This is a genomic window from Bacillus sp. FSL W8-0920 (genome assembly GCF_038593215.1).
In the GTDB taxonomy this organism is placed as follows: Bacteria; Bacillota; Bacilli; order Bacillales; family Bacillaceae; genus Bacillus; species Bacillus pumilus.
Map to the genome: position 1 here is coordinate 3,277,699 of NZ_CP151974.1, position 13,819 is coordinate 3,291,517.

Consider the following 13,819-nt stretch of genomic DNA (forward strand, 5'->3'; position numbering starts at 1 on the left):
CTACCCCTATCATCATAACAAAATACGCTGTAAAATTCTAAAATCAATGCAAATTTTCTCTAGTCTTACAATTTGCTTTTCAGGAGGGTATGTCTTTTGCTGCATCGCTATCTTACAGTAAAAAGTCGTGGCGAGCATGAGATCGTCATTGAAAAATCACGTTTTATTTGTCATATACAGCGTGCTGTCTCAGAAGAAGAAGCACAAGCATTTATACAATCCATTAAAAAACAACATTGGAATGCCACACATAATTGTTCTGCCTATCTCATTGGAGAACATGACCTGATTCAAAAAGCGAATGATGATGGTGAACCAAGTGGTACAGCAGGTGTGCCAATGCTTGAAGTGTTAAAAAAACGGAAGCTGAAAGATACAGTCGTAGTAGTCACTCGTTATTTCGGCGGTATTAAGCTAGGCGCCGGTGGTTTGATTCGTGCCTACGGAAAATCTGTATCAGAAGCCATCAACCATGTTGGGATGGTAGAGCGCTGTTTAATGCGTACGATGCACACAACAATAGATTATACATGGCTTGGAAAGGTAGAGAATGAGCTTAGAGCCTCATCTTTTCAGCTAAAAGAAATTCATTATGCAGAAGATGTTATTTTTGAGACGTATGTAGAAGAAACACAAACAGAGCAGTTCATTGAATGGATGACTGAGCTGACAAATGGAAAGAGTGTTACAAAAGAAGGCGAACTGATTTATTTAGAAAAGGACATTGGTCCGATAAAGGAGACAGATGAATGGCACAACGAGTAAAAGTGCGTGTACGAAAGAAAAAGAGTAAGAAGAAGAAAATTTTCAAACGTATCCTGGTTTTATTTTTGCTTCTTATCATCTGCATGGGCGGATTTGCAGTCTATAAAATAGTCAATACACTTCAAGCCGCTGACAAAACATATGACGAACTAAACCGCGGAGAGAAATCGAAGCTTCGTGATGCGGTCATTGATATTAAAAAGAAACCCTTCTCTGTACTTTTTGTCGGAATTGAGGATTATGCCACAGATGGTGATCATGGCCGTTCAGATTCACTTATTGTCGCAACAATTAACCCTCAAGACAAAACGATGAAAATGGTTAGTATCCCCCGTGACACACGCGTACAGCTTGCAAGTGACACGACAGGAAGTAAAGAAAAGATCAATGCAGCATATGCTAAAGGCGGTAAAGACGAAACGATTGAAACTGTCGAACAATTCTTGAATATTCCGATTGATAAATATGCGACCGTTGATTTTGACGGATTCAAGGATGTCATTGATGAAGTCGGTGGAATTGATATCGATGTTCCATTTGACTTCAATGAAAAAAGTGATGTGAAAAAATCGAAAAAGATTTATTTCAAAAAAGGCAATATGCATTTAAACGGGGAAGAAGCACTTGCTTACGCGCGGATGAGAAAACAAGATCCACGCGGTGATTTCGGACGTAATGATCGTCAGAAACAAATTTTACGTGCAATGATTGATCAAATGTCGAAGGCAAATAACATCGCGAACGTGGATAATATCGCTAAAGAAGTCAGTGATCATATTACGACCAACTTCCGTATCACAGAAGGTCTAGCGCTTCAGCAAATCTACAGCGGGTTTAAGGGAGACGACACAGAAACACTTTCTATTAAAGGGTCGGATCTTTATTTAGGACCAAATCGAACGTATTACTTTGAGCCAGATCAAACCAATCTAGCTAACGTACAAAATGCATTACGGACGCATTTAAAGCTTCCTACTGAATCTTCGACTGAAACAGATTCACAAACCAATCCATCCTCTGGTGAAACAGGATCAAGTGATACAACTAATCCTTCCAGCACATCAGGACAATAATAAAACAGCCCAGTTCCTAGGAACGGGCTGTTTTTTATTGTCTTTTCACCATTCGTTTATAGAATTTCGTAAATGGTTTGAACTCTTCGTTGACCAAACCCGTGACTTCCGCAATCACTTGCATAAACATCACCAGTAAAAAGATAATGATCAGCGATAACCAAATGGTCGCGCTTGTCAGCAAAATCGCACTTAAGCTAAAGACTAAGCCAATCATGTAAATCACGATGACAGCCATGCGATGGGACAAGCCAAAGGCCATTAGTCTATGATGAATATGAGATTTGTCCGGTGATGAAATGGGCTGTTTGTTTAATATGCGTCTAATGATTGCAAAGGTCGTATCAAATATAGGAACACCTAGAATGATCACAGGAACAACAACACTAAACAAAGTGACACTTTTGTATAACCCTAAAAGTGACAGCACCGAAATCATATAGCCTAAAAATAGCGAACCGGTATCTCCCATAAAAATCTTCGCTGGATGGAAGTTGTAAAAGAGAAAGCCGATCGTACTGCCAATGACGACAAGAGATAAAGAAAGAATCAGAATCTTATCAGCAGAAAATGCCATCACTGCAATCGTTGATAAACCGATGACAGAAATACCGGCAGCTAGTCCATCAAGGCCGTCAATTAAATTAATGGCATTTGTGATACCCACAATCCATAGCACGGTGAGGGGATATGCCATCCAGCCTAACTCAATTCGATCTGTTAAAAAAGGAACAGAGAAGAAGTCCATTTTTAAGCCCGTGCTCACAATCAAACAAGCAACTAGGACTTGTACGAGAAATTTAAATCTTGCACTTAAATTATATTTATCATCAAATATACCTAAAATGACGATGAGTACGGCACCAACTGAAATTGCTGTAATTTTATTATGTAGAAACAGCCCGCCTGCTAATGCTCCAGCCGCTACTCCAATAAAAATTGCCAAACCACCCATTCGAGGCATTACTTTATCATGAACTTTTCGTTTATTCGGCTGGTCCACTGCACCAATCTTAATTGCAAACTTTTTGACGATTGGTGTCACAATTAAAACTGTAGCCAGAGAGACAAAAAACGCTAATAAGGCGCGTTCGTAATCCATAGGTCAGTCTCCTTCTAAATTGAAATCTGTATTTTGTATATTGGCCGCTCTTTCCATTATACAATTGAATAGAGGATGATCACAAGCTCCCCCTGTGAGGAAGAAACAAATAAAAACGCACAATCCCGAATGAATTATGCGTTTTCTTTAATATTCGTTAGTTCCACCATGTTTGTGAACAGCGCGTGCCAATCTTTTTTCTTCGCTCGGCTTTGTCTTAGATGTCTATAGCTCGTGTCGTCTTTTTTACTGATCACTTTCAGGCAGGCTTCTACGAAGAGCGCAGGATCGTCGCCCTCTAAATATTCATACACATCCTTCTCTTTTAGCCTTTCCGTTGATGGGAGATTTAAACCGACAACCGGTATTCCAGCGGCTAAAAATTCATAAAGCTTGAGAGGGAACACCGCTTGATTATAAGGGGATTGTTTATATGGCATCATACCTACATCAATCAGCTTCATATAAGCAGGCACTTCTTCTGGAGCAACAGCACCTGTCCAAATCACATTAGGCAGTTTGAGTGCATGCTGAAAAGATGGATCTCCATTCGTTCCATCCGGACCGACAAATAAAAATGTCCAATCAGGCCGCATACGAGCAGCTTCAGCCATCATGTCAAAATCGAGCTTTGGCTTGATTCCTCCGATAAAACCAAGCACAGTCCCTTCTCTTCCTTCCAGCACATCTTCTTTGCACGGAAGATTGCTTTTCGCAAACACATCGTATTCGACGCCATTTTCCACCGTAAACACATCTTTCGGTTCTCCCATAAGACGTTTTTTGATTTGATCGTGTAAATATTGAGAAGAGCATGTAATGCTGTGTGCGTATTTAATGATTCGATTTTCTGCTTTGACAATGACACGCTGCCTCATATAAGAAAGGATGTTATGGTTGCCGCTTATCGGCTCTCCCCACAGGTCACTGCAATCATAGACAATATGTTTCCATTCAAATAAAGAAGATAAGAGCGGAAAGCCCGGAAACGTATACCATAAACAAACAGCGATCCCCTTCTTCTCCTCATGCCGCAAATGTTCAAGGAGAGGGGATAATTTATGAATATAGAACATGTCTTGATATCGACCAAAGCGAAATAATTTGCTCTTGAGCACATCAGGAATGGTCAATTGCTTCATTCGATCTGTTATGGGCTGAAAGGGAGCTGTATGACGAGATGATGACGGGCATACCCAGATGACCTCTTTTGTTTCTGGATCAGATGCTAGAAATTCGGCCAGCCGATGCCGTCTGTACCTCAGTCCGTCCTGTCCCCATTCTCCCGTCGCTACGACAACATGTATGATCGAGTCTGCTTTCACCTTTATCACCTTTTTTCCCTTCTGTTTATAAGCGCTTCTTCACAGCATTTGTCGCATAGTGCATAAAACACCAAGACGCTTTGACAAAATGAAGCTGCTCAATTTCTCTGTAGACAAACCACGTTTTTTTCGCTGCTTTCCACTTGTTACTAGAGATGGAGTTCCCAACGATGCGATATTCACTGAGCGGTTCACTCATACCATAGGCTGTAAATCCTCTTTTTAATATAGACAGCCATGTAGCTAAATCCTGCCTTGTGCGAATGTTCGGCATTTCCACATGTCCTACCTTTTGAAGATCAAGCATGACCGTTAAACAGCCGATAATGGTGTTTTTCAGGGCTTCATTATAGTCTAATCTCGCTGGCGCAGTGACGGTTTTTTCTAATGGTTCTCCGTTTTCTGCAATGATGTCATATGCCGTAAATGTAAAGGCATAATCATTTGTCAGCATGAAGTCTACCTGTTTTTCAAGCTTCGTCTCTTTCCACATATCATCGCTGTCTAAAAAAGCGATAAAGCATCCTTTTGCCTGTTTGATGGCTGCGTTTCTAGCAATGGCAGCTCCCCCATTTTCCTCTAAATAAATGACGTTGATTCTGTCGTCCGCTTGACTTAAATCCCCTAATAGCTTTCTAGTTCCATCTGTAGAACAATCATCTGCAATGATCAGCTCCCAATTGGAATAGGTTTGGGCAAGGACGGAATGAACTGTATCCGTTAAATAACGTTCCGCATTATACGCAGGTGTAATGATGGATACTAACGGTTGATTGTTCACCTAAGACTCATCTCCAGTTCATTATTAAGATTCTTTGAACACTTCGGGTAAGACCACAAACATAAGCGAGATACTAAAGCCAATGACAAGCCCAAGAAGTGCCCGTTTTTTGGCTGACATGCCTTTATTGCCTTCATCAAGTACTTGTGCAGGATCAACAATTTTTGCCTGCTTCATTCCAAGCTTTGTTGACTCCAATTCATATAAGAATCGTTCTTTATCGACTTTGGAATCATTGCTGACCGATTCGTCTTCAAGAGCAGCTAATCTACTTTCAATCACCTGCTGCCTTTTTGTAAATAATGCTTTATCTTGCTTGAGAAATGTATCCGACACCTGCTTCACGACAGCCAAAGCATGAGCCTTATCGGCATCCGTGAAAGACAGCTGTAATTGTGTATCTGATTGATTGGTAAGGATGAGACGAGTTTTCACATCCTGTCTTTCTTCTTCTTTCACATCACTGAGTGCTTCATTTAGAAATGCATCGCTTTTTAATAGAGATGTCACTTCTGCCATGTTGTTATACACCCCATCATCATATTTACCGAGAGTGAGGGTAACAGCAGCTGTGTAACTAGATTGCTGCGTAGTTCCTTTAGCAAAAAAGAAACCAAAGGCACCTAATACGACAGGCAGCAGTATGAGCCATACGATGTACTTTTTGATTCGCTTCCCTATCCTAGATATGAAACCAGACATGTTCATTCTCCCAACATTGACGTATTTGCTCTTTCACTAGTGTAGCCATACAAACGCAGCATCACACACGGTTTACCATAGCTTGAGTCGTTGTTTGTTTTTCAACATATTCACCGCTGCGATCACCAGTCCTAAAAATACCCAATGGAAATATAAATTCGAGACAGAGCTAGGACTGATACTTGAAACGAGAAAGCTCAGCATGGCTGCAAACAACCCCTCAATGATCATTTTTGCCGATCTTGTGTCAGCCCATTGGTATTGTTTGTACAGTGTGAACATGAGATAGGCGTATACAGAGATATAGCCCAGCATGACTGCAAATCCGAAGTTCGTCATCAATTCCAGCAGCCAATTGTGCACTTCTACGACCTGGTCTGTGTCAAAGATCGAAAAGTGAGCTAAGTAGTAAGACACATTCCCCGCTCCAACTCCGAATCCGTATGAATTCGTAAAGAAGTGCCAAGCATTTTTGATTAAATTCGCTCTCGCGATGTTAGACGGGAGTGGTTCACTAAAAGAATGCGCGACCTGAGAAGCGAGAAACAAGTCATAAAAGACCGAATAAATCTTAGCTGAAAAAACAGCGATACCGATGACGACAAGTCCGCTTGCTGCAATGATTGACCACTTTTTGAGAAAACGCGGCAGCAGCAGCCACACATAGATCGCCACTCCTGCAAATATCCCAAGCAGACTAGCGCGGGATTCGGTTAACAAAATGAGATACAGCGCGGCGATTGCACCTAATAATCCAAACGCTTTGATGTAACCGTTTTTCATTTGACGCATGCATGCTAGATATAAGAAGAAACTAATCGATAAAAACGTTGCAAAGTCATTCTGATTAAAAAAGACAGATGTAGGATAGTGCTGTTTATACGCTGGCCCTAGATACAATGAGGTATTCGGTAAATGGTTCAATGTAAAGTGATTATAGAACCCAATCCCCATCACAAACACAGTCATGACCAGCCAAATGCTATAAAAGGTCACCACTTGATCCATTCGCTGAATATACATGACGACTAGAAAGACAAATCCCATCCCCATTGCCAGAAGGGACATATATTTCAGGCCGTCTGTGACCGAATGAGCCCAAAGCAGTGAGATGAGACCGTAAAGAAACCATACAGCGAAAAAACCAAGAATTCCTTTGACACGAATCTGCTGCCACTGCGATATGTACGTCCCCTGATCTCTCATCCGCCATATAAATAAAGCAAAGGCGGCGATGAGCATGATACGGTAGAGAAAAAGACTAAAGAATCCTGCACTAATAGAAAAGAAAGCGTTGTTGAGAAAGGTCAATGTAATCAAAAGATAGATGACTGACATGAAGATTTGCTCACCATTCATGTACAGCTTCATCAACACGAGAGCAACCGACAGGATCAGAAGTATAGCCGGAACAGCCACCATCTTCTTTAACCCGACGGGCTGCTCTGCTGCCATTTGTACAAGACCGATCCCTGCTGCAAACAATATACATCCAATCATGATTTGCCATGCTGTATGCTTCACACTCATACCCATTTTCCTCCTAAGCAACCCATCCGATTTGAGGGATTAAGCCTTGACTTCCTGTTCATAGTAGGAAATGGTACGAGCCAAACCTTCCTGTAAACTCACAACAGGCTCCCATGCTAAGACTTGTTTCGTTTCCTCATTTGCCAATGTACTATGCACAATATCTCCTGCACGCTGCGGCTTGTAAATTGGTTCAAGATGTGACCTCGTCACTCGCTTCATCGTTTGAAACAGCTCATTCACAGTGATTGAATCACCACATGAGATATTTAAACAAACGTTTGATTGAGCTGTTAAAGCCGCAACATTCGCTGCTGCTAGATCACCTACATAGATGAAATCTCTTGTTTGTTCCCCGTCTCCGAAAATGAAAGGAGCCTCATCCTTTGCAAACTTATCAGAGAAAATAGAGACAACCCCGCCTTCGCCAAGTGCATCTTGTCGCGGACCATAAACATTGCTATACCGAAGAATACAATAGTCCACATCATACAGTGATTTTGCCATTTCTAAGTATCGCTCTACTGTGAGTTTCGATAAACCATAAGGCGAACCAGGCTTTAGCCGGTGAGCGGTATCCACTGGCAAATACACTGGATCTCCATAGACAGCTGCCGATGAGGCAAATACCACCTTCTCCACCCCTGCTTCAGCCGCTGCTTTCATGACATTCAGGGACCCTTTGATATTGACCTCTTCGTCATAAACGAAATTCTGAACAGACACGGCGACACTCACCTGTGCTGCAAGGTGAATGATATAATCCGGTCTTATTTGTTTGATCAAATCGACCGTTTCTGTTTTTGTGACATCTGCCTCAATGCATTGAACGGAAAGGTGGGCAATATTTCCCCGAGATCCAGTTGAAAAGTTATCAAGAACAATGGGCTCGTAGCCTTTTTCTAGTAAAGCCTCTACCGTGTGTGATCCAATAAATCCGCTTCCCCCAGTAACCAATACTTTCTTCATCCAAGCTCCCCCTGTTATTGTGCCTTTGATACCAATTCTGCTTCCCATACGCCTGGGCGGCCGATAGACTGGTAAATAAATCCTCTCTCTTTCATTTCTGCTGGATCAAACAAATTCCTTCCATCAATTACAATCGGTGAACGAAGCAGCTGCTTGATTTGATCTTTATCCATCTTCTGTACGTCATCCCATTCTGTTAGGATGAGGCAAGCATCCGTATCTTTTACTGTTTCATACAGGTCATTACTGAAGACAGCTTGCGGGCCAAGCTCTCGTTCTGCTTCTACATAAGCAACCGGATCATAGGCCTTCACAAAAGCACCCAGCTCTCTCAGCATTGGGATAATGTCTAATGCAGGCGCAGAACGCATATCATTCGTATTCGGTTTGAATGCGAGACCTAAAACAGAGATGGTTTTTCCTCTAATATCACCGAATACACTCATCAATTTGCTGACAAGGTGCGCTCTTTGGTGATTGTTCGTTTCAATCACGGACTCGATCAGCTTGAACCGGTAGCCAGCTGTTTCGGCAATTTTGAGAAGAGCCATCGTGTCTTTCGGAAAACAAGACCCACCAAATCCAATGCCCGCTTTTAAAAATTTATGCCCGATACGGCTGTCTAATCCAACGCCTTCGCTAACTTTTTCAACATCAGCGCCCACCCGCTCGCAAATATTTGCAATGTCATTGATGAATGAGATTTTTGTGGCAAGCATGGCATTTGCAGCATACTTAATCATTTCAGCACTTTCTAAATTGGTCTCCACAACCTCTGTTTGAAACGGATCATGCAATCTTTTGATGATGGTCGACGCATGGGTGCTTGTCGAGCCGATTACTGCCCGCTCCATATTCATCGTGTCTTGGATGGCAGATCCTTCTCTGAGAAACTCTGGATTGGAAACGACATCAAAAGGATATTTACTGCGCGATGCTTTTTCGACAATGGCTTGAACGAGCCGGCCTGTTCCAACAGGTACTGTGCTTTTATTGACGATGATTTTATAGCCATTTAGATGTTCACCAATTGTTTGAGCGACAGCTTTCACGTACGTTAAATCTGCTTCCCCCTGTGCTGTCATCGGTGTCCCTACAGCAATATAGATAATCTCTGATTCCCGGATAGCAGCAGGAATATTGGTTGTAAAAAACAGTCTTCCTTCTTCCGTATTCTTTTCAATCAATTCCTTTAAACCCGGTTCATAAATGGGAACGACACCACTTTTTAAGCTGTTGATTTTTGATTCATCGATGTCACAGCAGATGACACGATTTCCGATATCAGCAAAACAAGTACCCGATACTAACCCGACATACCCTGTTCCAATCACAGCAATTTTCTTCAACATTTTTCATCCTCTCGGTAAAAGCATATTGTCCGTTCCAAGCTGTTTATCTATCTATCATTCTTTGCACATTTCATCTTGTTTAAACGATGGATCTTGATTGATGAAGCACCTTTTCATATTGCTGTATGAGCTGCTTCGTATTATTTGCTGATGAATATTCTGTATGAACGATTTGATGAAGATCGCTTTTCACTTGCTCATTCCATCTGTTTTCATAAAGGTAGGCGTGAATGGCCTTTTTCAGCTGACTTGTCGAACGTGGTTCAATGAGCAGGTGTTGATAGCTAGAAAATAAGGTTGGGAGACCGCCAACTCGTGTCGCAATGACAGGTACTTTTAAAGCGAGCGCCTCTAGGACGACGGTAGGCATCCCTTCACTATAAGAAGGAAGTGCAAACAGGTCGGATGCGATTAAGTAGTCTTTCACCTGCTCATTCGGCACCTGCCCTGGGAGTAGAATGGATGCTCCAGCCCGTTCTGTGAGCTCCTTTGCAAGGGGGCCTTTTCCAACAAAAACTGCTTTCACACCATCCAAGCCGCTGATAGCATCAGCTAATTCAAGTAAGCCCTTCTCTTTGACTAATCGCCCGACGAAGACAACGAGCTTGTCGTGAAGGGGTAAGCCTAACTTTTTCCTGATGACTTGTTGATCTTCTTCCGTTTTAGAAAATGACTGGAGCGGAATACCGAGCGGGAGGCATTTCGCTTCTACCTTTGTCATGTCATTTGTCTTTTTAGCAAGCTCCTCGCTCACCGTCAGAACAGCAGATGCCTGTTTCACCGCCGTTTCAAAGGCTGCATGTGCCCCTTTGCTATAGCCCGGATACACGTTCACATCACTGCCATGTAAGGTCAAAAGATAAGGAATTTGCGTTTCTTTCTGAATCACAGCCGCCGCTCCGCCAGACGGCATCGCAAAGTGTGCATGGATAAAATCTGGTGACAGCTGGTAACGCTGCATGGCGCCGAGAACAGTAGAAGCTATTCGTTTACTCGGCTGTGCCCATTTCAGCTGTCCAGGAAGCGCTGTATAGGGCGGCCTGTATACGGTCACTCCGTTTCTCACTTCCTGTTCGGGCAGATCCTTTTTCTGCCGATAGGACGCCTTCAGCATCCGCAAAACCGGTGGATTGACAGGGTTGGGACAGATGACCGTCACTTGTATTCCTTGTTTGAGCAGCTCCTGCACTTGCGTTTCATGGAACACACCTTCACTTGGATGTTTTTCACTAGGATATACACTTGTCAGCCATAGCACCTTCATGACGAACGACCTCTTCTCAATAATTTGCCTGCAACCTGCGGATACATTTTGATGAGCAGCAAGCCATACAATGCTGCGCTGACACAAATCGTCAATCCTAATTGAAGTAAAATGTCGGCTGACGTCAGCTTCATGCCTTGATGCAGGGCTACCGCACAGGCGGCCATCAATAGCGTCATAGCAGCAGGCTTGCCAAGTGATTTTAAATAAACCTTCATATCTAGCTGAATGACATACGCCATGAGCCATCTGCCGACAATGAAGTTGAGCAGGCTGACACCTGAGTAAACCCAAGCTACTGTGAGCAGACTGCCTGTGCTGACACCTACATATAAGGTGCATCCATACACGATGAGCATCCCCGTATCCCAATAAAAGGCTAAGTCCGCTCTCCCTTTGGCAAGAAGTATTGACCCGTTTGGATTCATCAGCACACGCAGAAGGCCGACAATGCACAATATATTAAGAACCGGAACGGCTACGAGCCATTTCTCGCCAAACACTACTTCTATAAAGCTATCTGATACGGCAGCAAGACCGATTAATAACGGAAAGCTAATCAATGCGAGCATATTCGTCATACTGAGGAAGCCCTCTCGCAGCATGGAGTGATCACGCTGACTTTTTGCGAAAACCGGGAAAGCCACTCTCGTCACGATTGGGTTAATCTTTAGCACGGGGATCGTCACGATTTGATACGCCAAGCTATAAATACCTAACGCTTCTGCTCCTAGAAACCGGCCGATTAAAATCATGTCTATGTTCGATCCTGCTCGATTGACTAGTCTGGATGCGAGCTGGAATGTACCGAATGAGAAAAATTCTTTCACTTCTCCTAATGCAAAAACAGGTGCTGGGCGCCACTTCTTCCAATAAGCTGCGGCATACATAAGCCCTTTTCCAGATTGCAGAAGCACTTGAGAAATGACATAGGCTACAATCGGATTGATGAAGAAGGCCAAAGCGAGTAAAACAAACAGCGATATCATAGTTGCAATGGCTTCAATGGCACTTAATGTTTTAAAGGCTAAGTCCTTTTGCATCATGTATTGGTATTGCTGGCCAATGGGTGCAATCAGAAACATGATCGATAATAGTTTGAGCAACCCCTCCAGCTCTGGCCGGTTATAAAAGGCGGCAATCATTGGGCTTACTAGAATGAGTAAACAGAATAAGATAATGCCAGTGAGTAAGTTGATCCAATATAATGTGGATAATTGACGTTCTGTTGTTTGTTCCTTTTGGATGATCGCTGCCCCAATCCCTAGATCAAGTAAAATCTGCGTAAATATTGTGACAGTTGTGATCATGCCAACGAGTCCAAACTCTTTCAGTGACATCACGTTCCCTAAAAAGGCGAACTGTGCAATTTGGATGATCGTAATGATAAATGCGGACAAGCTTGTCCATTTTGCCCCGCCCAGCATGTGTTTTTTCATACTTGCCATTTCTCTTCCCTACTTTACTTATCTGGCTCCGTCACCCGTCATGATGACTTTTAACGTTTTTACCATAATCTTCGTGTCGAGAGAAAATGTCAAGTTTTGAATATACTGTAAGTCATGTGTTAATTTTTCACTTGGACTCATTTCATATCCTCCATTTACTTGAGCAAGACCTGTCAGTCCCGGCTTGACCGTTAATCTTTTCGTAAAACCTGGAATCGTCCGATTAAATTCTGCGGTAAACATCGGTCTTTCCGGACGCGGACCTACGATACTCATTTCTCCTTTTAACACGTTGATGAATTGAGGGAGTTCATCGATTCTTGTTTTACGAATGAAGGCTCCCACTTTGGTGATACGTGGGTCGTTTTTTTGTGCCCATTTCGCTCCTCCGCTTTCAGCATCGGTTCTCATCGATCTGAGCTTCCATAATTTAAAGTAAACACCGTCTTTCCCGACCCTCTCCTGCATATAAAAGGCTGGTCCCGGTGTTTCCAGCTTAATCAAAAGAGCAAACAGCAAAATGATTGGCGTACTCAACATCAATCCGATGAACGAGAACATTAAATCTATGAAACGTTTTGCAAATAAATAACGAACCATATGTTCTGTTAAGGCAAAAGAGTGGTTTCGTCTCACTTCATATTCTCTATAAAGATTCATCGCTTTCTCTGCACTCACTGACCTGCACCTCACCATTCAAAGTAGTTGTTGTGTAAAGAGATGTTCTATGAAGGTCAGTTTAGCAGAGCAACATTAAGCAAATGTAAATGCGCTGTTAAGTCTTGTAAAACTGTGTTAAGAATGTGCACTTATATCAAGTTATGCCCTTTTCAACGTAAAAAAGACCCGCAATTCTGCGGGTCTCTGGGTCTTTTTTTATTTTGCTTTAACGGATACGATCGTTTTTAATCGAAGGGTTCCGTTTGCATCTTTTGTATAAGTGACTTTCACTTTTGATTCTTCTTTTAAGCTGTTCACTTGTTTAGAAAACGTATTTCCGAATTGAATAGCAACTTCTTTGCCATCAATGTTCACAGCAATGGTATGTCCATCAGCCAAGCCGACATATGTGCCTTCCTTGGTGACTTCATTTTTCTTATTTGTTGTTGATTCTTTCTTTGTTTTAGAATCAGTTTTTGATTGTTCCTTAGTAGGTTCTTCTTTTGTGATTTCTTTACTTGAGCTGTCTTTTGCGTCTTCATCAGATTGACCAGATTGCTCTTCTTTTGGAGCAACTGTTTCTTTGCTTTGATCATCTGCTTTTTCATTTGATGACTGATCTTCTGTTTTTTCCTTTTTCTCTGAAGCATTTTCTTTCTTTTGATCAGCTGCTTCGGTTGTTTCCTTTTTGCTATCATCCTTATTGTTGTCGCTTGATTGATTTGTTGTGCCGCATGCTGTGAGTAGTACACCTAGAAGCAATACTAGAAACGGCATTGTGATTAATTTTTTCAAAATTGTCACCTCTTCATGATTTGTCGATTGGCTGTCGCTTAGATTCATGCGTA

At 42.3% G+C, this 13,819-nt stretch carries 13 protein-coding genes; 2 read left to right on the plus strand and 11 right to left on the minus strand.

Annotated features, from left to right (window positions below; genetic code table 11):
* Positions 1-96: 96 nt before the first annotated feature.
* Complete coding sequence (locus NSS78_RS16915; protein ID WP_003212936.1) at positions 97-765, plus strand: YigZ family protein; 669 nt, start codon at positions 97-99, stop codon at positions 763-765.
* Positions 750-1,838 (plus strand): LCP family protein, encoded by a 1,089-nt coding sequence (locus NSS78_RS16920; RefSeq protein ID WP_212045589.1) that lies wholly within the window; start codon positions 750-752, stop codon positions 1,836-1,838. Before NSS78_RS16915 ends, NSS78_RS16920 begins: the two co-directional genes overlap by 16 nt.
* 34 nt (positions 1,839-1,872) lie before the next feature.
* On the opposite strand, the gene NSS78_RS16925 is transcribed toward NSS78_RS16920, so the two are convergent.
* The 11 genes from NSS78_RS16925 to NSS78_RS16975 all read right to left on the minus strand — a co-directional run bounded on the left by NSS78_RS16925 (position 1,873) and on the right by NSS78_RS16975 (position 13,766).
* On the minus strand, positions 1,873-2,940 hold the full coding sequence (locus tag NSS78_RS16925) for an MraY family glycosyltransferase (protein ID WP_003212692.1): 1,068 nt from the start codon (positions 2,938-2,940) through the stop codon (positions 1,873-1,875).
* A 134-nt stretch (positions 2,941-3,074) separates the two neighbouring features.
* Complete coding sequence (locus NSS78_RS16930; RefSeq protein WP_226805380.1) at positions 3,075-4,265, minus strand: glycosyltransferase; 1,191 nt, start codon at positions 4,263-4,265, stop codon at positions 3,075-3,077.
* A 25-nt stretch (positions 4,266-4,290) separates the two neighbouring features.
* A complete protein-coding gene (locus NSS78_RS16935) occupies positions 4,291-5,046 on the minus strand; it encodes a glycosyltransferase family 2 protein (protein ID WP_342468231.1) in 756 nt (251 codons plus the stop codon).
* 24 nt (positions 5,047-5,070) lie between these two features.
* Positions 5,071-5,748 carry a hypothetical protein gene (locus NSS78_RS16940; protein WP_284907381.1) on the minus strand — a complete coding sequence of 226 codons (678 nt, stop codon included), beginning with the start codon at positions 5,746-5,748 and terminating at the stop codon, positions 5,071-5,073.
* Positions 5,749-5,820: 72 nt separating this feature from the next.
* Positions 5,821-7,278: an O-antigen ligase family protein gene (locus NSS78_RS16945; RefSeq protein WP_342468232.1), complete on the minus strand. Its 1,458-nt coding sequence runs from the start codon at positions 7,276-7,278 to the stop codon at positions 5,821-5,823.
* A 39-nt stretch (positions 7,279-7,317) separates the two neighbouring features.
* A complete protein-coding gene (locus NSS78_RS16950) occupies positions 7,318-8,247 on the minus strand; it encodes an NAD-dependent epimerase/dehydratase family protein (RefSeq protein ID WP_342468233.1) in 930 nt (309 codons plus the stop codon).
* A gap of 14 nt (positions 8,248-8,261) precedes the next feature.
* A complete protein-coding gene (locus NSS78_RS16955) occupies positions 8,262-9,599 on the minus strand; it encodes a UDP-glucose/GDP-mannose dehydrogenase family protein (RefSeq protein WP_137054332.1) in 1,338 nt (445 codons plus the stop codon).
* A gap of 79 nt (positions 9,600-9,678) precedes the next feature.
* A complete protein-coding gene (locus tag NSS78_RS16960; protein WP_342468234.1) occupies positions 9,679-10,863 on the minus strand; it encodes a glycosyltransferase in 1,185 nt (394 codons plus the stop codon).
* Positions 10,860-12,311: an MOP flippase family protein gene (locus NSS78_RS16965; RefSeq protein WP_342468235.1), complete on the minus strand. Its 1,452-nt coding sequence runs from the start codon at positions 12,309-12,311 to the stop codon at positions 10,860-10,862. The genes NSS78_RS16960 and NSS78_RS16965 overlap by 4 nt, the downstream gene beginning before the upstream one ends.
* A gap of 18 nt (positions 12,312-12,329) precedes the next feature.
* Positions 12,330-12,989, minus strand: coding sequence for an exopolysaccharide biosynthesis polyprenyl glycosylphosphotransferase (locus NSS78_RS16970; protein WP_044140051.1), 660 nt, complete (start codon positions 12,987-12,989; stop codon positions 12,330-12,332).
* 198 nt (positions 12,990-13,187) lie between these two features.
* On the minus strand, positions 13,188-13,766 hold the full coding sequence (locus tag NSS78_RS16975) for a hypothetical protein (RefSeq protein ID WP_342468236.1): 579 nt from the start codon (positions 13,764-13,766) through the stop codon (positions 13,188-13,190).
* Positions 13,767-13,819 lie beyond the last annotated feature (53 nt).